Source organism: Faecalibacterium sp. Marseille-Q4137, assembly GCF_017377535.1.
Classification (GTDB): Bacteria; Bacillota; Clostridia; order Oscillospirales; family Ruminococcaceae; genus Faecalibacterium; species Faecalibacterium duncaniae.
Genome location: NZ_JAFREK010000032.1, coordinates 14,746 through 36,459 on the forward strand (window position 1 = coordinate 14,746; position 21,714 = coordinate 36,459).

19 protein-coding genes and 1 pseudogene are annotated in these 21,714 nt (G+C 57.9%); 14 read left to right on the plus strand and 6 right to left on the minus strand.

What is annotated here, in order from left to right; genetic code table 11:
• Positions 1-81: 81 nt before the first annotated feature.
• Positions 82-2,010, minus strand: a complete 1,929-nt coding sequence (gene htpG, locus J3353_RS12035; protein WP_097773669.1) for a molecular chaperone HtpG — start codon at positions 2,008-2,010, stop codon at positions 82-84.
• Between the two features lie 287 nt (positions 2,011-2,297).
• Here htpG and J3353_RS12040 point away from each other — a divergent pair, with 287 nt between their 5' ends.
• Entirely contained in the window at positions 2,298-2,729 is a 432-nt protein-coding gene (locus tag J3353_RS12040) for a hypothetical protein (protein ID WP_223383978.1), read from the plus strand.
• A gap of 36 nt (positions 2,730-2,765) precedes the next feature.
• The gene (locus J3353_RS12045) at positions 2,766-3,272 is read left to right on the plus strand and encodes an HD domain-containing protein (protein WP_156060793.1); all 507 of its coding nucleotides are present in this window, start codon (positions 2,766-2,768) and stop codon (positions 3,270-3,272) included.
• 117 nt (positions 3,273-3,389) lie between these two features.
• On the opposite strand, the gene J3353_RS12050 is transcribed toward J3353_RS12045, so the two are convergent.
• Positions 3,390-6,566 (minus strand): ABC transporter ATP-binding protein/permease, encoded by a 3,177-nt coding sequence (locus tag J3353_RS12050; RefSeq protein ID WP_156060795.1) that lies wholly within the window; start codon positions 6,564-6,566, stop codon positions 3,390-3,392.
• A 332-nt stretch (positions 6,567-6,898) separates the two neighbouring features.
• Here J3353_RS12050 and J3353_RS12055 point away from each other — a divergent pair, with 332 nt between their 5' ends.
• The 4 genes from J3353_RS12055 to J3353_RS12070 all read left to right on the plus strand — a co-directional run bounded on the left by J3353_RS12055 (position 6,899) and on the right by J3353_RS12070 (position 13,011).
• Positions 6,899-7,651, plus strand: coding sequence for a response regulator (locus J3353_RS12055; RefSeq protein WP_005930473.1), 753 nt, complete (start codon positions 6,899-6,901; stop codon positions 7,649-7,651).
• On the plus strand, positions 7,648-8,469 hold the full coding sequence (locus J3353_RS12060) for a HAMP domain-containing sensor histidine kinase (RefSeq protein WP_098924964.1): 822 nt from the start codon (positions 7,648-7,650) through the stop codon (positions 8,467-8,469). Before J3353_RS12055 ends, J3353_RS12060 begins: the two co-directional genes overlap by 4 nt.
• Positions 8,470-8,723: 254 nt before the next feature.
• The gene (locus J3353_RS12065; RefSeq protein ID WP_207684932.1) at positions 8,724-11,678 is read left to right on the plus strand and encodes an acyl-CoA dehydratase activase; all 2,955 of its coding nucleotides are present in this window, start codon (positions 8,724-8,726) and stop codon (positions 11,676-11,678) included.
• 16 nt (positions 11,679-11,694) lie between these two features.
• Positions 11,695-13,011: a 2-hydroxyacyl-CoA dehydratase gene (locus J3353_RS12070; protein WP_207684933.1), complete on the plus strand. Its 1,317-nt coding sequence runs from the start codon at positions 11,695-11,697 to the stop codon at positions 13,009-13,011.
• Between the two features lie 80 nt (positions 13,012-13,091).
• Here J3353_RS12070 and J3353_RS12075 read toward each other — a convergent pair whose 3' ends face one another.
• The 3 genes from J3353_RS12075 to J3353_RS16535 form a co-directional block, all read right to left on the minus strand.
• Positions 13,092-13,556, minus strand: coding sequence for an EAL domain-containing protein (locus J3353_RS12075; RefSeq protein ID WP_207684934.1), 465 nt, complete (start codon positions 13,554-13,556; stop codon positions 13,092-13,094).
• Positions 13,529-15,106 (minus strand): GGDEF domain-containing protein, encoded by a 1,578-nt coding sequence (locus J3353_RS12080; RefSeq protein ID WP_207684935.1) that lies wholly within the window; start codon positions 15,104-15,106, stop codon positions 13,529-13,531. The genes J3353_RS12075 and J3353_RS12080 overlap by 28 nt, the downstream gene beginning before the upstream one ends.
• 137 nt (positions 15,107-15,243) lie before the next feature.
• Positions 15,244-16,245, minus strand: coding sequence for a collagen-like protein (locus tag J3353_RS16535; RefSeq protein ID WP_207684936.1), 1,002 nt, complete (start codon positions 16,243-16,245; stop codon positions 15,244-15,246).
• A gap of 219 nt (positions 16,246-16,464) precedes the next feature.
• Here J3353_RS16535 and J3353_RS12090 point away from each other — a divergent pair, with 219 nt between their 5' ends.
• The 8 genes from J3353_RS12090 to J3353_RS12125 all read left to right on the plus strand — a co-directional run bounded on the left by J3353_RS12090 (position 16,465) and on the right by J3353_RS12125 (position 21,420).
• Entirely contained in the window at positions 16,465-17,100 is a 636-nt protein-coding gene (locus J3353_RS12090) for a LexA family transcriptional regulator (protein ID WP_207684937.1), read from the plus strand.
• 43 nt (positions 17,101-17,143) lie between these two features.
• Entirely contained in the window at positions 17,144-17,965 is an 822-nt protein-coding gene (locus J3353_RS12095; protein WP_179859444.1) for a leucine-rich repeat domain-containing protein, read from the plus strand.
• A 226-nt stretch (positions 17,966-18,191) separates the two neighbouring features.
• The gene (locus tag J3353_RS16485; protein WP_207684938.1) at positions 18,192-18,614 is read left to right on the plus strand and encodes an ABC transporter permease subunit; all 423 of its coding nucleotides are present in this window, start codon (positions 18,192-18,194) and stop codon (positions 18,612-18,614) included.
• On the plus strand, positions 18,611-18,967 hold the full coding sequence (locus tag J3353_RS16490) for an ABC transporter permease subunit (RefSeq protein ID WP_370569200.1): 357 nt from the start codon (positions 18,611-18,613) through the stop codon (positions 18,965-18,967). The genes J3353_RS16485 and J3353_RS16490 overlap by 4 nt, the downstream gene beginning before the upstream one ends.
• Before the next feature lie 5 nt (positions 18,968-18,972).
• The gene (locus J3353_RS12110) at positions 18,973-19,731 is read left to right on the plus strand and encodes an amino acid ABC transporter ATP-binding protein (protein WP_097773680.1); all 759 of its coding nucleotides are present in this window, start codon (positions 18,973-18,975) and stop codon (positions 19,729-19,731) included.
• 119 nt (positions 19,732-19,850) lie between these two features.
• Positions 19,851-20,756, plus strand: coding sequence for a transporter substrate-binding domain-containing protein (locus J3353_RS12115; protein WP_349165594.1), 906 nt, complete (start codon positions 19,851-19,853; stop codon positions 20,754-20,756).
• A gap of 141 nt (positions 20,757-20,897) precedes the next feature.
• Positions 20,898-21,164, plus strand: a complete 267-nt coding sequence (locus J3353_RS12120) for a type II toxin-antitoxin system RelB/DinJ family antitoxin (RefSeq protein WP_035393578.1) — start codon at positions 20,898-20,900, stop codon at positions 21,162-21,164.
• The gene (locus tag J3353_RS12125; RefSeq protein ID WP_097770265.1) at positions 21,157-21,420 is read left to right on the plus strand and encodes a Txe/YoeB family addiction module toxin; all 264 of its coding nucleotides are present in this window, start codon (positions 21,157-21,159) and stop codon (positions 21,418-21,420) included. Before J3353_RS12120 ends, J3353_RS12125 begins: the two co-directional genes overlap by 8 nt.
• 53 nt (positions 21,421-21,473) lie before the next feature.
• Here J3353_RS12125 and J3353_RS12130 read toward each other — a convergent pair.
• Positions 21,474-21,714, minus strand: a pseudogene (locus J3353_RS12130) (transporter); the annotation flags it as partial.

The following is a 21,714-nucleotide window of genomic DNA, read 5'->3' on the forward strand; positions in this document are numbered from 1 at the left end:
AACAAAAAAGCCGTGTTCCACTTTATTATAGCGGAGCACGGCCCTTTTGTTAAGGGGGTAATTTATTTGTGGGAAAGGAAATTACTTCATCAGGCTGCAAACGGCCTCGGCGTAAGCGGCGGGATCATCCACGGGCAGGCCCTCGATCAGCTGTGCCTGTGCATAGAGCAGGCTGCTGTATTTCTTGACCTTGTCGGTATCACCGGCCTCCTGTGCGGCCTTCAGCACGGCGAACACGGGGTGGTTGATGTTCAGCTCCAGCACCTTGTCGCTCTTCACGCCCTCGCTGCCGGGCTGCTTGGAGAGCACCTTCTCCATCTCGATGGACAGGGGGCCGTCGGCGCTCAGGCAGACGGGGTGATCCTTCAGGCGGGTGGAGACCTTGACCTCCTTGACCTTGCCGTCCAGAGCGTCCTTCATGGCATCGAACAGGGGCTTGTTCTCGGCGGTGGCATCTTCAGCGGCCTTTTTCTCGTCCTCGGTCTCAAGGCCCAGATCGCCGCTGTTGACGTTCTTGAACTCCACGGTGCCGTCCTTGCCCTCGGCATCCTTGCGGGGGTAGCTGCGCATGATCTGCAGGCAGAACTCATCCACGTCCTCGGTCAGCAGCAGGACATCATAGCCCTTGTCCAGAACCAGCTCGGCGGCGGGGAGCTTTGCCAGACGATCGGTGGAGTCACCGGCGGCAAAGTAGATGAACTTCTGCTCGGCAGGCATCTTGTCCACATACTCCTGCAGGGTGACCATCTTCTGCTCCTTGGCAGACCAGAACAGCAGCAGGTCGCGCAGCAGCTCAGCGTGCATCCCGTAATCAGAGTAAGCGCCGAACTTGATCTGGCGGCCGAACTCCTTCCAGAATGCCTCGTACTTTTCGCGGTCGTTGACCAGCATGGAGTGCAGTTCGTTCTTGATCTTCTTTTCCAGTGCGTTGTGGATCAGCTTGAGCTGGTTGTCCTTCTGCAGCATCTCACGGCTGATGTTCAGGCTCAGATCCTGGCTGTCCACAATGCCCTTGACGAAGCTGAAGTAATCGGGCAGCAGGTCTGCGCACTTTTCCATAATGAGCACGCCGGATGCGTACAGAGCCAGACCCTTCTCATACTCCTTGGTGTAGAAATCATAGGGGCGGTGGCTGGGCACGAACAGCAGGGCGTTGTAGTTGGCGGTGCCCTCGGTGCGGCTCACGATGACGCGGGCGGGGTCAGAATAATCGTTGAACTTATCCTTGTAGAAGCTGGCGTATTCCTCGTCGGTGACCTCGCTCTTCTGCTTCTTCCAGATGGGTACCATGCTGTTCAGGGTCTCAAGCTCGGTGTAGGTCTCCCACTCCGGCTTGTAGTCCTCGGGCTTGGGATCGGGTTCGGGCTTCTGGCGGCTCTTCTCCCGCTCCATCTGGATGGGATAGCGCACATAATCGCTGTACTTTTTGACGATGGCCACGATGCCGTATTCATCGAGGAAGTTCTCGTAATTGTCGGTATCGGTGCTGTCCTTGATGTGCAGGATGATGTCGGTACCGGCGGTTTCCTTCTCAGCGGGGGTCAGCTCGTAGCCGTCAGCACCGCTGGACTCCCACTGCCAGGCCTCATCCGCACCATATGCCTTGGAGATGACGGTGACCTTGTCGGCGACCATGAAGGCGGAGTAGAAGCCTACGCCAAACTGACCGATGATGTCGATGTTCTCGTCCTTGTTGTCCTTCTTGAAGTCCAGAGAACCGGAGTGGGCGATGGTGCCCAGGTTCTGCTCCAGCTCTTCTTTGGTCATGCCGATGCCGTTATCGGAGACAGTCAGCAGGCGATTGTCCTTGTCGCGGGTGAGCAGGATGCGGAAATCGCCCTTGTTCATGCCCACGGAAGGATCGGTCAGGCTCTTATAATAAAGTTTGTCGATGGCATCCGAAGCGTTGGAGATCAGCTCACGCAGGAAGATCTCCTTGTTGGTGTAGATGGAGTTGATCATCATGTCCATCAGCTTTTTGCTTTCAGCCTGAAATTCTTTCTTCGCCATAATACAAAACCTCTTTTGTACAGTATTCAGATCCGGCCCCTCGCAAAAGGAGCGGCAATGCAAAAGAAGCAGCCGATGCTGCATCTTCTTAGCACTCATATCTTTCGAGTGCTAATATACACCGATGCGGGTCAAAAATCAAGGGGTTTCATAAAAAGTTCAGAAATGAACTGGAACAAAATGCCTTTTGTGCGTTGCTACAAAAAATTCATAAAGAAATAGTTGACCTTTCACAATTTTTAGCGTATACTGGTCAGCGGAAACAAACGAGGAAAGAGGAATATGTTATGGCAATGAAGCCGGAGATCTCCGTGAAGAACCTGCTGATGCAGGCATTCCTGACGGGCTGGGAACGCTCGGACAAGAGCATTTCGCAGGATGAATACTTACAGAGCGCCATTCAGGTCATCGAAGTGCTGCAGGTGGAACCTGAAAATGTCTACGCCGAGGAGGGCCTGGGCCTGACCGATGGCGATGAGGTGGATCATCTGGACGACCTGCTGCGGGCGGACGGCCAGTGGCTGTATTACGGCGTGGAGGAGGAAAACTTCTTCCTCATCCAGTGGTACCCGGACAAGGCTTCTGCCGAGGCCAAGCTGGCCGAGCTGGAAGCACTGGGCGACGGCAAGCAGTATCTGGTGGACCTGAGCCTGACCCGCGAAAATCCTTCGGCCGCTGAGAACTTCGGCAGCTCCAACCCGGTTCAGCTGCGAAGCTGAGCCCGGCGTTTCTGACAAAAAGAAAGGGAATTTTCCATGCAGCTTTCACAAACGGAACGGGAGCGCCTGTCCGCTATTCTGGAACAGTACGACCATCACCCCAAGGTGCAGGAAATGCGTGAGTTTATCCAGCACGGTGATGTGACCACCTACCAGCACTGCAAGAATGTGGTCGTGGTCAGCTGCTGGATCAACCACCGCTTCCATCTGGGAGCCGATGAGACCACGCTGGCCGTGGGGGCTTTTCTCCATGATTTCTATCTCTATGACTGGCACAAGCAGGGCTCTTTCCACGGCCTGCGGCATCTGTTTGAGATGCACGGCTTTTCCCACCCGGGGTCTGCCTGTGTGAATGCACAGCGGGTGTTCGGCATTACCAAAAAGGAGCAGAACGTCATTGCCAGCCACATGTGGCCCCTGACTTTCCGCCATATCCCGACCTGCCGCGAGGCGGTCATCGTCTGTCTGGCGGATAAATACTGCGCCATTGTGGAGAGCATGTTCCGCCGCACAAGGGTGGGCGCTGGCGAAGAAGAGTGGTAAAGAAGCCGCCGCACTGTTCACATTAAAGCAAAAGACCAGAGTTGTAACGCCTTTTGGCGAAACAACTCTGGTCTTTTTTGCTGGGGCTTGTGTAACAGCCACTTTGAAAAAGTGATCTTATTCTGCTCTCAGAGCCTTGACAGGGTCAGAGCGGGAAGCGGTTTTGGCGGGGATGAAGCCGCCCAGAATGGTCAGCACAGTTGCCAATGCAACCAGCACCACAGCGGCCTTCCAGGGCAGAACGGCCACTACGCTGGTGCCGACGGCGATCTTCTGGATGAGCATGTTGCCCGGAATGAGCAGCAGTCTGCTGAGGCCGATGCCCATGAGGCCCGAGCACAGGCCGATGATGAAGGTCTCGGCGTTGAACACCTCGGAGATGTTCCGCTTGGAAGCACCGATGGCACGCAGGATGCCGATCTCCTTGCGGCGCTCCAGCACGCTGATATAGGTGATGATGCCGATCATAATGGAGGAGACCACCAGCGAGATGGAGACAAAGGCCACCAGCATGTTGGAGATCATGTTGATGATCCTGGTCACGGAGGTCATCAGGGTGCCCACCACATCGGTGTACTGGATCACCTTGTCTTCCGCGCCCTGCTTACGCATGGCGGCATTGTAGCTGTCCAGCACATTGAGGACCTTCGCCTTCTGCTCGAAGTCCAGCGGATAGATGTTGATCTGGCTGGGGTCGTCCTCGCTGGCATAACCAAAGGCCTGCAGGTTGCTTTCATAGGTGGCGCTGGTGGACATCATTTTCGACTTCATCAACTCCGCCAGATCGTCCTCGGTCATGTTGAATCGGATGGCATTCCGGAACGCATCTGCGTCGATCTTCAGCGCGCTTTCCATCTGGCTGCCAAGAGAGGAGAAGCGCTCGGTCATCTGACTCTGCAGGTTCGTGCTGATCTGGCCCATGGCCTGCTCCATGGCAGTGCCCAGCTGGGCCTGTAATTCGGCGGCGATCTGTTCCGAGAAGTTTGCCATCACGCTGCCCATGACCTGCTGCATGGCGGCAGTAAACTGCTCCTGCAGGGCAGCGGTATCAATGAGGCTGCCCATGGAATCCTTCATCAGCTGCTGGAACTGGTCGCTGGCAAGATACTGGTCAAAACCGATCTTGTCCAGCCCCAGAATGCCGTTGCCGATGATGTAATCCTTGTAGCCGGTCATCACCTTCTGGGCCAGCTGCTGCATTTTGTCGGCGGGGATGGAAATGTCCATGTTGGCGAATACGTCCGTCAGGGCGCTCATGTCGATGTCGGGCGTTTCGGCCAGATCAAATTGGAAGCTGTCCGGGTCAATGAGGGAGGAAAAATCTACGGAACCGTCACTCAGGTCGAACGCGCCGCTCAGGTCAAGATCCAGCTTGCCGGGGTCGAACTGGAAGGCACTCTCGAGCTGGTCGGTGTCAATGGAGAAGAGGGAAGCCATGTCCACGGCAGTGGTCTGTTCGGTTCCAAAGGGCTCACCGTTCAGCACATTGGTCTGCGGGTCGGCAAGCTGGTCCTGCACCAGCCTGCTCTGGGCGGCGGTGTCCATGACGTGCCGGGTCAGGGAGGCGGGATAGGCGATGCCGGAGGACAGCATGGCGGCGGAGGCGTTCTCCCTGGGCTGCACCACGCCCACGATGGTCATGGTCTCGCTGTTGGCCACAAGCTCCTGCAGGAAGGCCTTGTCGTCCGATTTATCCACCCAGGCGCTGTGGGCATCATCGTACTGGTAGCGGTCGGCCGCGTTGACCAGCTTGAAGGTGCGGCCCAGAAAATCGCTGTACCGGTAGGTCTTGAAATCTTCGGGCACATCCACATTCTGGTTCTGGGCGAATTGCTGGATCATCTTGTCCAGCTCGGCGTTGTCCCGCAGGCCCAGCGCGTAGAGGGCATAATCGGTGATGGAACCATCCGCACCCAGCACGGCAACGCACTCATTGTAGCTTTCTGGCCAGCGGCCTGCCTTGACCTCGTACTGGGAATGATACAGGGCATCGCTGGCGGGCAGCTGGTAGAACACGCTGGTGTTCATCATGCTGGCCATCATGTTGTTGGTCGAGCTGGTGGAGCTGATGCCCAGAGCGGAAAGGGAGGAATCCGGGTTCACCTGCCGGATGCTGCCGTCCGGGTCCTGGCGGTAGATCTGGGGCTGTACATTATAGGAATACTCCACCGAGGAAACGCTCTCCCCGATGCTGCAGGTGTCGCTCTCGAGGTAGGTTTTCAGGCTCTTCAGGTCGTTGGAGGTGATGCCGGAAACCATCTGGGTCACGAGCTGGCGCACTGGAACCATCCCCTCGCCGAGGTCGGGGGCGGCGGTCTGGCCGGGCAGGTCGGCAGACAGCAGGCTGGTCAGATCCATGCCGCTGCGCAGGATCTGCACCGGGTACTCGGAAAGGGTGTCTCGCTCCATATCGGCGATATACTGGTTGACACCGGTGGACAGGGAGATGATCAGCGCAATGCCGATGATGCCGATAGAGCCTGCAAAGGCCGTGAGCAGGGTGCGGGTCTTTTTGGTCCAGAGGTTGTTGAAGCTCAGGGTCAGCGAGGTCCACCATGACATGGAGGAGTGGCCCATGTTCTTGTGAACGGCAGGGGCAAGCTGAGCGGTGTCGGGCTCGTAGGGGGCGGTGTCGGAGCGGATGACACCATCCTTCAGGTTCACGATGCGGGTGGCGTACTGCTGGGCCAGCTCCGGGTTGTGGGTGACCATGACCACCAGCCGGTCCTTTGCCACCTCCTTGAGCAGCTCCATGACCTGGATACTGGTCTCGCTGTCCAGCGCGCCGGTGGGTTCGTCCGCCAGCAGGATATCCGGGTTGTTGACCAGCGCACGGGCAATGGCAACGCGCTGCATCTGGCCGCCGGACATCTCGCTGGGGTGCTTGTGCAGCTGATTGCCCAGCCCCACCTTCTGCAGTGCCTCGGTGGCGCGGCGCTTGCGCTCTGCGCCCGAGATGCCGGAAATGGTCAGGGCCAGCTCCACGTTGGCCAGAACGGTCTGATGGGGGATCAGGTTGTAGCTCTGGAACACAAAGCCGATGGTGTGGTTGCGGTAGGAGTCCCAATCGCGGTCGGTGTACTTTTTGGTGGAGATCCCGTTGATGACAAGGTCACCGCTGTCGTACCGATCCAGGCCGCCGATGATGTTCAGCAGGGTGGTCTTACCGGAGCCGGAGGGGCCCAGGATGGCGACGAATTCGCTGTCGCGCAGGTTCAGGCTGACATCATTCAGCGCGGTCTGTACAAGGTCACCGGTTTTGTATTCCTTGCGGATCTTTTTCAGTTGTAGCATAGGCAGGCCTTTCTTATGCATGCCCGGCGGCGTGTGGGAAATGCCGGACAAAAAACAAAATAACGTAGATATGGTATCAGATGATTGTGAACAAACCATTGCTTTTCTGGAAAGATGGTGTTATGCTGGAGAAGGTGAAAGGAACAAAAATCGACACTTTATGACGTAAATTGCCAGAAATCAAGACGCAAAAAGCTGCCGTTCCTGCACGGTTCGACGCATAGTGACGTTTTTTCGGGGATTGAATCTTTCCGCAGGGCCTTATAAAATAGTATCGTACAGTACGCACGGAAGAAAAGTGCGGCAATTTTAAGGCAAAGGGGAAGGTTGGATTGACGGAACGACTCGTTTCAAAGCTGCATGTCGCGCTTTTGAGCTACGACGAGCGGGAGATCCGCGTCCGGAAAAATTATCTGGAGGAGCAGAATCCTGCGATCTGCTGTGTCTGCTTCCACAGCGGCGAGGAGCTGCTGCGGGAGCTGCGCCAGCAGCGCAGTGTGGATATCGTGGTGCTTTCGAGCCAGCTGGAGGATATGGATGGGTATGAGTTCCTCAAGCGGCTCAACAGCCTGCATAACCGCCCGCTGCTGCTGTTGCAGGGGGATGACTGGTACAGCGATGCCACGGCATCGTTCCTGCGGCCGGACGGCAGGCAGTACCTGCCGGAGCGCAGCAGCCTGCTGGATCTGCTACTGGATCTGCGCAGCTCCACGGACATCGGCATCTTTTGGGTGCTGCCGTTCTGCAAGCAGCTTTATGCGGAGTGGGGCATCCAGCAGCCGGATGTAAACTGTGAATATCTGACCACTGCGCTGCAGGTCGTCTGCGGCACGGAGCGGAAGCTGGCCGTGCGCAAGGAGATCCTGCAGACTGTGGCCGAGGAACACCACACCACAGTGGCCGCCGTGGACTGCGGGATGCGCCGCCTGATCGACGGGGTGGAAAAATACAACACCGAAGCCTGGCAGAAATTCAAGCAGGATTACGGCCTGATGGGGCATAGCGTTACCCTGGGCAAGCTGATCTATGCGGGCCGCCAGAAATTGATCGACAGCGGAACGCAGGGACGGAAGGCCGGACGATGAGAAAAAAGAGAGAGAACGGAATGGCAAAAGAGAGCGGGATGGGGGATTTCCCCCGCAAACAATTTGAGAGCGTGCTGCTGCACTCCCTGCGCATCATGGACCAGAACCGGGAATACCTGCAGATGCATCTGGCCCGGACCGGAGACGAAAGGACCCGGCAGGCGCTGGAGGATATGGGGCAGGAGAGCATCCGCCTGGAGCGCACCCTGCGGGAAATGATGGGTCTGCTGGAAGTGGAGATGAACGACAAGCCGCCCATGAAGCCGGTAGACCTGTGCTGGATCCTGATGGAGGCCGCCCAGATGGCCCCGGAGATCGAGAAGCAGCTGGGCATCCGGCTGACCGTGGATCACAGCCCGTTCCGGCGCTGCTATGTCAAAGCGGATGCTCAGGAGGCCGAGCAGCTGCTGTTCCACCTGCTTTCCAACGCTCTGCGGGCCGTAAGCCCCGGCGGGCAGATCAAGATCCGGCTCACCCGGGACGACGAGGATCTGTACCTGATCGTGGAGGACGACGGCTGCGGTCTGCCCACCGGTGAAAACTGGATGGAGAACCGCCGCCGCTTCCTGGGCGGTGTGCAGGCAGGGCTGCTGCTCTGCCGCCGCTACTGCGCCCACATGGGGTGGGTGCTTTCCCTCACGCCGCGCGGTGCCGGAAGCGGTACCCGGGCAGAGGTGCGCATCCCGCTGGCCGGAACGATGTTTCCCATTGAGGGCAGCGTGGAACTGCACACCATCCATCCGGCACTCACCACAGCTGATGGCCTGCGCTGGCAGATCCTGCGGGAGCTTGCCCTGTTGTCCGATAAAATGGAATGATACGATATTCAGCGCCCTGCTCCGGGCTTTTCCGGGGCAGGGCGTTTTTGTGTAAAAATCACTCTGAGTAAAGAATCTTAACCGGAATGTAGAAAAACAGGGGGGCTGTATTCGTGAATTTAACAAAATGTTTAACTTTTTGAGCGGAAAATACTATTTTTTGCGTGTAAAATGTGGTGACTGGATTGATTGTATCCCGATTTTTGAGTATAATACAACTGTATTTTTATATTGTTCCTCAGGAGGAAAAGCAAGTGAGAGTAGGTCTTGACATCGGAAGCACCACCATCAAGTGCGCGGTGCTGGACGAACATGATGCGCTGATTTATTCAACATACGAGCGTCATTACAGCCATATTTTGGAAAAGGCGCAGGAGCTGCTGCGCCGCATCGATGCAGAGCACCTGCACGGAAACAAGGCTCTGCTGAGCATCTCCGGTTCTGCCGGTATGGGCCTGGCCGACAGCTGCGGCGTGCCCTTTGTGCAGGAGGTGTTCTCCACCCGTGTGGCAGTCAAGCGGTTTGTGCCCGCCACCGACTGCGTGATCGAGCTGGGCGGCGAGGACGCAAAGATCCTGTTCCTGACCAACGGCACCGAGGTCCGCATGAACGGCAGCTGTGCCGGCGGCACCGGTGCCTTTATTGACCAGATGGCCACCCTGCTGAAGATGAGTGCCGACGAGATGAACAAGGCCGCGGAAAAGGCCGAGCGCACCTATACCATCGCGTCCCGCTGCGGCGTGTTTGCCAAAAGCGACGTACAGCCCCTCATCAATCAGGGCGCGCGCACGGAGGATATCGCCGCCAGCATCTACAAGGCGGTGGTCAACCAGACCATTGCCGGTCTGGCACAGGGCCGCCCCATCAAGGGCAATATCCTGTATCTGGGCGGGCCGCTGACCTTCAGCAGCGTGCTGCGCAAGAGCTTTGATGAGGCGCTGGGGGTCACCGGAACCTGCCCCGAGAACAGCCTGCTCTATGTGGCGCTGGGTGCCGCCCTCTATGCGGACAAGGAGTTCGACCTCTCCGCAGTGGCCGACGCGCTGGACCAGTACGCCGCCACCGCTACTTATGCCAGTGAGCCTCCGCTCTTTGCCAACAAGCAGGAGTACGAGGAATTCCATGCCCGGCACATGTCCCACAGAGTGCCTCATGTGCCTTTCAGCGCCCAGTGCGGCCCGGTGCATATCGGCATCGACTCCGGCTCCACCACCGTCAAGCTGGTGGTGGTGGACGAGAAGAGCCAGATCCTGTACACCAATTACCAGCCCAACCTTGGCAACCCGCTGCCCCTGATCCGGGAACAGCTGATCAAGATCTACCGGGAGCACCCCGGCCTGCAGGTGGCCAGCGTGACCACCACCGGCTACGGTGAGGAACTGGTCAAGAACGCCTTCCGCTGTGATTATGGTCTGGTGGAAACGGTGGCTCACTTTACCGCCGCCAAATACTTTATGCCCGATGTAGATTTCATCATCGATATCGGCGGTCAGGACATGAAGTGCTTCAAGATCGAGGATGGTGCCATCAGCAACATCTTCCTGAACGAGGCCTGCTCCTCCGGCTGCGGCAGCTTTTTGCAGACCTTTGCTCAGGCATTGGGCTATGATGTCAAGAAGTTCGCCGCTCTCGGCCTGTTCGCAGACCGCCCCGTGGATCTGGGCAGCCGCTGCACCGTGTTTATGAACAGCTCGGTCAAGCAGGCTCAGAAGGACGGTGCTTCCATCGAGAACATTTCCGCCGGTCTGTCCATCAGTGTGGTCAAGAACGCGCTGTACAAGGTCATCCGCGCATCCAGCCCCGAGGAGCTGGGCCGCAGGATCGTGGTGCAGGGCGGTACTTTCTACAATGAGGCAGTTCTCCGCGCCTTTGAAAAAGAGATGGGCGTGGAGGTCATCCGCCCCGACATCGCGGGCCTGATGGGTGCCTACGGCGCGGCCCTGTTCGGCCAGCGCCAGAGCCATAAGAACCATCAGGAAACTTCCAGGATGATGAATCTGGCCGAGCTGGAAGCCTTCGACCAGAAGGTGGTCAGTGTCAAGTGCGGCGGCTGCGGCAACCACTGCCAGCTCACCATCAACACCTTTGCCGATGGCCGCAAGTTCATCTCCGGCAACCGCTGCGATAAGCCCGTGACCGGTAAGAGCGAGGACGACAGCCTGAATCTGTACGCCTACAAGCAGCAGCTGCTGGCCGGTTACAAGCCTGTGCCCGGCAAGCGCGGCTCCATTGGCATCCCGCTCTGCCTGAATATGTACGAGCTGCTGCCCTTCTGGCACACCTTCTGGACCAGACTGGGCTTTGCCGTGCACACCAGCCCGGTGTCCAGCCGGGGGCTGTATCTGGCCGGTCAGGCCACCATCCCCAGCGATACCGCCTGCTTCCCGGCCAAGCTGAGCCACGGCCACATCAAGGCCTTGAGCCAGATGCACCTGGATGCCATCTTCTACCCCTGCCTGACCTACAACTTTGACGAGGGTCTGGGCGACAACCACTATAACTGCCCGGTGGTGGCCTATTACCCTGAAGTTCTGGCAGGCAACTGCCCCGAGCTGGAGGGCCAGAAGTTTATCTATGACTATGTGGGCATCCACCGCCCCAAGGACTTTGTCCGCAAGATGGCAAAGGAAGTCCTGCCCAAATACTTCGGCGGCATTTCCGAAAAGGAAGTGCAGGCCGCTGCCGATGCTGCCTACGCCGAGCACGAGGCCCACATGGCCCAGATCCGGGTCAAGGGCAGCGAGATCATTGATGAGGCACGCCGTCAGGGCAAGCGCATCATCGTGCTGGCTGGCCGCCCCTACCACGTTGACCCTGAGATCAACCATGGCATCGACCACCTCATCACCCGCCACGGCGCGGCTGTTGTCACCGAGGACAGCATCTCCAACCGGGTGGAAAAGTTCCCCACCAGTGTGCTGAACCAGTGGACCTACCACAGCCGCCTGTATGCGGCGGCCAAGTACTGCACCACCCAGAAGGATATGGATCTGGTGCAGCTGGTCTCCTTTGGCTGCGGCGTGGATGCCATTACCACCGATGAGACCCGCGAGATCCTGCAGGCAGGCAGCAAGCTCTACACTCAGCTCAAGATCGATGAGATCACCAATCTGGGTGCGGTCAACATCCGTCTGCGCAGCCTGTTCGCCGCTCTGGAGGAGCGCGACGAGGCGGCAGAGGAAAAGGCCGCCCCCAAGGCAGAAGCCTGATACATAGGAGGAACCTATGGAATACAATTATCCAAAATTTACCCCGGAGATGAAGCAGACCCACACCATCCTCATCCCCAACATGGCCATTACCCAGTTCCGGCTGCTGGAATACGCCCTGCGCTACGACGGCTACAAGTGCGAGATCCTGGGCAACTGCGGCAGCGCCGTGGCACAGCTGGGCCTGAAATATGTCCACAACGACACCTGCTATCCGGCCCTGCTGGTCATCGGCCAGTTTCTGGATGCCCTGAACAGCGGCAAGTATGACCTGGATCATACGGCCCTGCTCATCACCCAGACCGGCGGCGGCTGCCGTGCTTCCAACTACATCCACCTGCTCCGCAAGGCTCTGGTCAAGGCGGGCTATCCCCAGATCCCCGTTGCCAGCCTGAACTTCTCCGGTCTGGAAAAAGACAGCGGCTTCCAGATGACCCTGCCGCTGGCCCGCCGCGCGCTGGCCTGCATTTTCTACGGCGATATGCTCTGTGCCCTGCGCAATCAGGTGGCCCCCTACGAGAACGAAAAGGGAGCCGCTGACCGGATGGTCGATCTGTGGGTCGAGCGTCTGGGCCGCGTTCTGCTGGCCGGCAAAGGCTTTACTGCCCGGGAAATGAAGCACACCTTCCCGCTCATTGCAAAGGATTTTGCGGCCATCCCCGTGACCCGGGTGCCCAAGGTCAAGGTGGGCGTAGTCGGCGAGATCTACGTCAAATACAGTCCCCTGGGCAACAACGACCTGCAGAAGTTCCTGGAGAGCCAGGACTGTGAGGTGAACTTCCCGGGCCTGATGGGCTTTGTGCAGTACTGCATCTTCAATATGGGCGAGGATCATGTCCTTTACGGCGGCAAGCTGGCCGTCAAGATGGGCACCGATCAGCTGCTTAACTGGCTGGACAGCGTGGAGCGTGCCATGCTCAAGGCCACAGCCGATGCCGGGTTCTATGCCCCCGGGCCCTTCAAGGAGCTGGTGGAAAAGCCCCACGGCATTGTTTCGCTGGGGGCCAAGATGGGCGAGGGCTGGCTGCTGACCGCCGAGATGATCGAGCTGGTGCAGGGCGGCTACGGCAACATCGTCTGTGCCCAGCCCTTCGGCTGCCTGCCCAACCATATCGTGGGCAAGGGTATGGTGAACAAGATCCGCGCCCTGTATCCCAGCGCCAATATTACCCCCATCGATTACGACCCCAGCGCCACCCGGGTCAACCAGGAAAACCGCATCAAGCTGATGCTGGCAGTCGCCAAGGAGCGCCTGAACGCTCCGGCGCAGGCTGCCCCCCTGACGGCAGAAGAGATCGCCGGTGGGGCTCCCCGGGTCGAGACCACGATATAATTCTTTCTAAACAGCAACACTCCCCTTCGGACAGGACCGTGTGCCGCACGGTTCCGCCCGAAGGGGAGTGTTTTTTTGTCTCAGTCGCAGAGATACCGCCGCTCGAACTCCTCAGCCGGGATGGCCTTGGAGAACCAGAAGCCCTGCGCGCCGTCGCAGTCCAGCGAGCGGAGGAGCTGCACCTGCTCCTCGGTCTCGATGCCCTCACAGATGACGTTGTAGCCCAGCCGTTTGACCAGATGCACGATCTCCCGCAGAAAATCGGTGCCCCGCGCGTTGGAACTGCACCGGGTCAGCGCTTCGGCTCCAATGACCGAGAGATCCTTGGGCGAGAACTTGGGCTGGAGGTACAGTTTGAACTCACCGTTCTCAAGCGCCTGCGGCAGGCCGCTCAGCAGCTCACCGGTCAGGGTCTGCTTGACCTCCAGCTTTTTGTCAAACTGGACAGCAGACACGCGGGTGTTGCTGTGCACCTGCTTGCGGGCAAAATTTGCCTTGTCGATGGCGGCCGAGGCGCTCAGGCAGCCGGGCTCAATGGCGTACACACCCATCCGTACCCGCAGGCGTACCTCCGGGTAATGCTGGGCCTGATACTGCTCAAATCGGTGGCAGAGGTCATGCCGCGGCTCACGGCGTTCACGGCCAGATGCTTGCTCAGGTAGGCGTTGATGATCTTGGTGATCTCGCCCAGCTCCCGGCGGTTCTGGGGTGTCCAGTACCGCTTGCTGCCGCACACCACATAGGCAATGGCACCCTGATATTCGCCCTCGCCGTACATGGCAGCGTAGACCACTGTCTGGGCCCCGCCCTGCATCAGCAGCGCGCGCCCCTGCGGCGAGTACATCCCCATGTTGTCGGCCTGCAGCACGGTGGTGCCGTATTCATCATAGCTGTGGAACAGGGTCAGGAAGTCCTCCTTGGTATAGGATTCACCGTTCAGGGGGACCGGCTCCGCGCGGGGAGAGGTCCACTGGAACTGCCGGGAGATGCTGCGTTCCCGGATGCGGGTGTCCACAATGGTGATGCGGTCCAGCTGCAGCCGGATGCCGACGATCTTCAGGAAGAGGGGAATGGCGGTCTCAAAGCTGTTGTTCTTCTCAAACAGTTCAAAGGCGGTGGAGATCAGGTCGTTGTGCAGGTAGCGTGCATCGATATCAGCCGTTTCCGGGGCGGCAGGAACCGCCTGGGCATAGCGCCGCAGATTATCGCAGAACACATACTGGTTGCGGCCGTTCTGCTTGGCCTGATACAGGGCCCAGTCCGCGTTTTCGAACAGCTGGTCAAAGGAATAGCCCGCTGTGTTTTCAGGCAGGAAGCAGGCACCAATGCTGCAGGTCATCCGGTAATCGTTTTCCCAGAACTTTACCTGCTGCACGGATTCCGAAAGCTGGCGGGTCTTCTGGAGCAGGGTGGTGTTGGGGATATCCTTCAGAAACACCACAAATTCATCACCGCCGAACCGCACCAGAATGTCGCTGGAGCGGAACAGGGTGCGCAGCAGCCGGGCAAACTCCTGCAGGACCTTGTCGCCGAACAGATGGCCGTAGCAGTCGTTGACGTTCTTGAAAAAATCCAGGTCGATGACCAGCATTCCGCAGGAGGCATAGGGATCTTTGGCCTGCAGATAGCGGTCAATGAGCTCCTTGCCGGTGCGGTTGTTATACAGCTGGGTCAGGGAATCGTGGCGGGCCTGCTCCAGCAGCTCCTGGGTCTGATTCTTCTGGTCGGTGATGTCCTTTGCGTAGCCTACATAGAGCGTGCCGCGGGCGGGGTCCTCGACCGGGCGGGCATCCACCTCCCGGGAATAATACACCCCCTCCGGCGAGACAAAGCGCATCTCCAGCGGGCCGTACAGCTCACCGGTGAGCAGGGCGCGCATCTTCCAGCGGTCCTCCGCGAAGATCGTGGCGTGCTCCGGCTTCTCGGAGCCAAGGTAGGCATCCAGTGTCTCCAGCGTGCAGCTCCGGGTATCGTAGACCCGCAGCTGATCCAGACGGGGGTCATATTCCAGCAGAAAAAACCACCGATGCACAAGAAACTGCATCAGCAGGGGATTGTTGACGATCGAATCGATAAACCGAACAGGGACATCCATGGCCGATTCCCCACTTTCCGCTTTTTAACCAGTATAACAAAATATGGAAGATGCATCAAGGCAAAACACGAAAATTTCATGGAAAGTGAAAGAAATTTTACCGAAAGTTCCGTCGGAAACGGTTTCGGTGCGCCTGCTCAGGCTGGAACGCCCCACAGCTCGATCGTGGCACCGGCGGCAAGCCGGACGTTGGTGTCCACGGTCAGGGTCAGCCTGCCGAGCTTCTGGCTGGCATCCACATTCTGGCCGCCGCTTCCGGCAGGCAGAACGACCGCAGGCGGTGCACCCGTGGTGCCGGATGCGGCAAAACAGAGATACTGCCCGAAGCAGGGAAGTGCCTGAAAGCTGGCAAAGGTGCGGGTGGGCGGGCTGGACATCGAGCTGCTGGCACAGGGGGCAGAAGCACTGAGCAGCTGAGCACCATCGCTGGTGCTGCAAACCCAGTGCAGCGTGCCCTTGGATTGGCTGCTGCCTGCCTGAAACAGCACCTTCAGCGCCTGCAGTTCGGTGGGAAAGGTGCGCTCAAAGCTGGCAGCGGCGGCGTTCAGGGACACCTTTTCCAGCAGCTCCCACTGGCCGGGATCGCTGGGGTCACCCTTTGGACCCTGGGGGCCGGGTTCTCCCTGCGGGCCTTGCGGGCCGGGCTCTCCTTTAGGGCCGGTGGGTCCTGCGGCACCGGGTTCTCCCTGTGGTCCGGGTTCCCCCTTTTCGCCCCGGAATGCACCGCTTTCCACAGCTGCTTTCAGCCGGTCGAGCAGGGCCTGCCAGGCGGGCGTGCCGGGCTGTGGCAGGGTGCTGTCCTCAGTGCCGGAATTTTCGGCCACGCAGTAGCACACGTCTGCGCTGGTCAGGGTGCGGGTGCCATCGGTGCCCTCAAAGGTGATGCGCCCCTCCCCGGGCACAGCCGTGATGAGGGCGGGTACCTCCACAAGGCCGTCTGCCACCAGCGTGGAGGGGGCAGCGTTCCCATCCGGCAGGTGCCAGAAGGCCCGCAGGGTCATGCCCTGCCACTCGCCGTCGGCTTCCACCCGCAGGGCGTAGATGCCCCGGTTTCTGGTGTAGCCGAAGCGGAGCAGGCCATCGTACCCCTGCAAAGCAGCCCCGCCGCCCGAGGATAAATGGATCTGACGTTCGATCATACAGTTTCACTCCTTTTGTCGTGGTTTTTACGTTCAAAAAGCTTGACTTTGGTTAGAGTTTCCGGTAAGATTGTGAAAAGACCGCAGATGGTTTGGTGGATAAAATCTAACCAAAATCAGCTTGTGAAGCTATAATATCTGATTAAATTCAGAAAGTCAAGGGAAAATCTGAATTCGGTTAGAAAACCGGCGTTCTGCACAAGAAGGAGTGCAAAATTTGTGTTTTATGACTGCTACACGGCCCTGTGTCAGGCCAGAGGAATCAGCCGCAGCCGGGCCGCGCAGGAGATGGGCTTGAGCAATTCCACAGTGACCAAATGGAAAAACACCGGGGCGACCCCATCGGGCGAGACGCTGGCCAAGGTGTCCGCCTATTTTGGCGTGCCGGTGGGGGAACTGCTGGGCGAAGCCTTCCCGTCGGTGCAGGAGGAGCGGAAGCTGCCCGAAGGAGCTGTCCCGTTCGATCCCGCTCTCACGGCTCCGCTGCTGGGCACGGTGCGTGCAGGCCTGCCCATGTATGCGGAAGAAAACATTGAGGGCTACATCCCCATCACCCGGAAGGACGGGGCACGGTACTTCTGGCTCCGTGTCCGGGGCGACAGCATGAACGCCGTGGGCATTTCGGAAAACGATGAGATCCTGGTGCGGGAGCAGCCGGAGGTGGAAAACGGCCAGCTTGCCGTGGTGATGGTCAACGGCGATGAAGCCACTGTGAAATATTTCCGTCAGGAGGGAAGCCTTGTGGTCCTGACCCCCAAAAGCTTCAACCCCGTGCACCAGCCCCAGATCTATGATCTGAAACGGGTGCAGGTGCGGGTGGTCGGCCTTGTGGTGGAGTGCCGCAAAGTGTTCTGAAAAAAAGAAGATGGCCCCTGCGGGGCAGAATAGGAGGCTCGCTATGAAATGGAGGACCGTTCTGTGCACAGCACTGTTTTTGTGCGGTACCGTGCTGCTTTCTGCCTGCGGCGGGGGAGAGATGCCCGCGCCTGCGGAACCGCCCGCTTCCAGTGAGGTATCGGCTCCCTCTCAGCCGGAGGAAGTGCCCGCGCCCTCGGAATCGGCTTCTTCCAGTGAACCGGAGCCGCCAGCATCCAGCGTGCCGGAAAAAGAGAATCCATTGATCGTGAATGGCGTGCTGAAAAGCTACGATACCGGCAAGCAAAAGGATGTTGTTCTGCCCAGCGGGAAGTTTACCAAAATTGATTCAGGATGCTTCAAAAATAATACCACCATGGAATCGGTGAGTATCCCGGAAGGCGTTACGGAGATTGGCTTTGCCGCATTTTCAGGGTGTTATAATCTGAAATCTGTGCAGCTGCCAAAATCGCTGATCAAAATCGGTGCGTCAGCTTTTTTTGGCTGTGCTGCGTTGCAAAAGGTAGAGTTTCCGGAGAATAGTGGGCTAGAGCTTTCTAATTCGGCATTTGCAAGTACCGGACTGCGAGAACTGGACCTTCCAGAGAATGTAAAGTTGGAAGATGACTGCGTTTTTGCAAACTGTGAGAAGTTGGCCCGGGCAAGAGTAGAGATAAAGGGAGAGATCCGACCGCATACATTTGCGAACTGTATTTCTTTGAAAACGGTATTTTTGGGAAAAGAAATCTCGACGATTGGTAATTCTGCATTTGAGTGCTGCTTTGCATTATCAGAAATCAACTATGAGGGCGACAACAAAGAAATTCAGAAAAAGGTAGACCAGCTTCTCGAAAAACAAAACTAAATCCCCAAAACACCCCGCCGTCTCTTGTGCAAAAAGGCAAGAGACGGCGTTTTTGCGTGGAAAAGCAGAAGTGAAAAATCAGCGATGAATAGCTTGTTTATCAATTTGACCGGAATTTGTGCAACAAAAAACCTATTAACCTATTGACATTCTAGGGAAATGGGTATATCATACGGCCAACGGAAACAAACATCCGCAAGATCAGGAGAAAAGGAGGGGAACAGACATGGACTGGAATGTGATGGCGCAATATCTGCCGCAGTATGAAAAAGCGGCCTGGCTCACCCTGCGTCTGGGTGTGGCCGGTATCTTCTGGGCCATCCTTGTGGGCCTTGTCTGCACCGTGCTCCAGTACGAAAAGGTGCCGGTGCTGCGCCGTATCGTGGGCGCTTATATCCAGCTCAGCCGGAACACGCCGCTGCTGGTCCAGCTGTTCTTTCTTTATTACGGCCTGCCCAAGATCGGCATCAAGACCAACGCCGAGCTCTGCGGCATTGCAGGCCTTGCCTTTCTGGGCGGCAGCTACATGGCCGAGGCCTTCCGCAGCGGGCTGGAAGCCATTGAACCCATCCAGACCGAAAGTGCCCTGAGCCTTGGCATGAGACGGCGGCGGTCATTGTGTTCGTGCTCTGGGGCACGGCCGAGATGAGCGATCTCGTCCGCGGTGCCCTCATCGCCATCCCGAAGCATCAGTATGAGAGCAGCGAGGCGCTGGGCATGAGCCGGGCGCAGACCTATTGGTACATCATCATCCCCCAGACGGTGCGGCGGCTCATCCCGCTGTCCATCAACCTCATCACCCGCATGATCAAGACCACCAGCCTGGTGTTGATGATCGGTGTGGTGGAGGTGCTCAAGGTGGCCCAGCAGATCATTGAGGCCAACCGCACCGCCAGCCCCAACGCGGCGTTTGGCATCTACCTCACCGTGTTTATCATGTATTTTCTGGCCTGCTGGCCCATCAGCCTGCTGGCCGGTTATCTCGAAAAGAAATGGAAGTGACTGTTATGGCAGAGCCGATCCTGACTGTAGACCATCTGGTAAAAAGCTACGATGGCAAGACCAATGTTCTGGATAATGTCAGCTTTGCCGTCAAGCCCGGTGAGGTCATCGTTGTGGTGGGCCCTTCCGGCTGCGGCAAAAGCACCCTGCTGCGCTGTCTGAACGGTCTGGAGCCGGTGCAGGCGGGCCGGGTGAAGCTGGGCAGTGAGACGGTCGCCTACGGCGGCAAGAATCTGGCGGCCCTGCGCCAGCGCATCGGCATGGTGTTCCAGAGCTATGAGCTTTTCCCGCACCTGACCGTGCTGGAAAATATCCTGCTGGCTCCCACCAAGGTGCAGAAGCGCCCCCGGGCTGAGGTGCAGCAGGAAGCCGAGGCCCTGCTGGACCGCGTGGGCCTGCTGGCCAAAAAGAACAGCTACCCCCGGGAGCTTTCGGGTGGTCAGAAGCAGCGCGTCGCCATTGTGCGCGCGCTCTGTATGCACCCCGAGATTTTGCTGTTCGACGAAGTGACCGCCGCCCTTGACCCTGAAATGGTGCGCGAGGTGCTGGATGTCATGCTCGACCTGGCCCGTGAGGGCAAGACTATGGTGATCGTCACCCACGAGATGCAGTTTGCCCGGGCAATTGCCAGCCGGGTGCTGTTTCTGGACGATGGCCGTATTGTGGAGGAAGCGCCCCCGGCGGACTTCTTCGACCACCCGCAGACCGAACGTGCACAGCGCTTCCTGCGCACGTTCACCTTTGATGCGGTTGCAAAGCAGTGAGAAATGCGCAGCAGCCCATTTCCACGTTGAACCTTTTTGTCTGATGCTGTGAAATGATGTCACAGATCATGGATAGATTTTTATATGGGAAAGAAAGGAAAGGAGTTACTACCATGAAAATTAACAAGATCTCTCGCCGTGCCTTCCTGCTGGGTCTGGGCGCAGTTTCCACCGCCGCCCTGCTTTCTGCCTGCGGCGGCAGCGCATCCTCCTCCTCTGCCGCTTCCGGCTCTGCTGCATCCGGCAGTGCCGCAGCTGTGGGCAGTGACGTGTTCCGCACGCTGGACGAGATCAAGGCGGACGGCACCGTGAACATCGGCGTTTTCTCCGACAAGAACCCGTTCGGCTATGTGGATGAGAACGGCGAGTATCAGGGTTATGATGTCTACTTCGCCCGCCGCCTGGCCGAGGATCTGGGCGTGGAGGCTAACTTCGTTTCCACAGAGGCTGCCAACCGCATTGAGTACCTGCAGACCGGCAAGGTCGATATCATTCTGGCAAACTTCACCGTTACGCCCGAGCGCGCTGAGGAGGTGGACTTTGCACTGCCCTACATGAATGTTGCACTGGGTGTCATCTCTCCCGACAGCAATGTCATCACCAGCCTGGACAACTGGAACGCCGACGATCAGATGATCGTCATTTCCGGCACCACCGCCGAGACCTACCTGACCAAGGAATATCCCGACATTCCCCTGCAGAAGTATGATTCCTATGCGACCGCCAAGAACGCGCTGGAAAACGGCAATGGCGTAGCATGGGCCAACGACAACACCGAGGTCATCGCTTTTGCAAAGCAGAACTCCGGCTACACGGTGGGCATCCCCTCTCTGGGCAGCCAGGATACCATCGCCCCCGCTGTGAGCAAGGGCAACACCACTTTGCTGGACTGGATCAACGACGAGATCAAGAGCCTGGGCGAGGAGAGCTTCTTCCACAAGGATTACGAGGAGACGCTGGTGGATACCTACGGTCTCGACTATGAGGATGAGCTGGTCGTTGAGGGCGGCGAGACCAACGCATAAATCTGAACTTTAAGATGCAGTGATGAGAAACACCCCGTGCAGAAATGTACAGGGTGTTTCTTTTGCACAAATCTGTGCAACGATGTATTGACAATGTCGCACGATATGAATATAATAAAAGTGACAAAGGAGCGTGAGAGTATGACGACGGTAAGTGTCCGGATGGATGAGAACCTGAAGCGGGATTTTGATGAAATCTGCAATGAACTGGGCCTTTCGATGACAACAGCCATCACCATGCTGGCCAAGAAGATGACGCGTGAAAAACGCATTCCGTTTGAAGTCTCGATGGATCCCTTTTATAGTGCATCCAATATGGCCGCCCTGAATGACAGCATTGAGGAAATGCGTCAGGGAAAGACTGTAACGAGAACGCTGGAAGAGCTTGAGGCTATGGAACATGAGTAAGATCACCTTCACGGAGCGGGCCTTTGCGGAATATCTGTATTGGCAGTCTCAGGATAAAAAGACGCTGAAACGGATCAACGCATTGCTCAAGGATATTTCGCGCAGCCCGTATGAAGGCATTGGAAAACCGGAAGGGCTGAAAGAAAATCTCAGCGGGTATTGGAGCCGCCGGATCGATGATGTGAACCGGCTGGTCTATCGCATTGAAAATGATCTGATCGAAGTGTATCAGTGCAAGGGACATTACGACGATTGAAGCAAAAAACGAGGACAGCCAATGGCTGTCCTCGTTTTGCTGTATCTGGGGGATTATACTTCCTCAGTCTCATCCTCGTCGTCATCTTCGTCGGCGAGAGCTTCTGCATGGATGCGCTGGCGCAGGCGGGTGCGGGACTCCTCGGCGGGGGTGGCGCTCTGGTTGGGGGGGAGGGCCGGGGGGGGGTTGGCGTCGGGGGGGGGGGGGCCAAAGGGCGGGACAAAGAAGAAATTGTGCGCGACAAAGATCAAAGCAATAGCACCCCCGCGGATGAGGGTGTCCAGAGGCGGATTT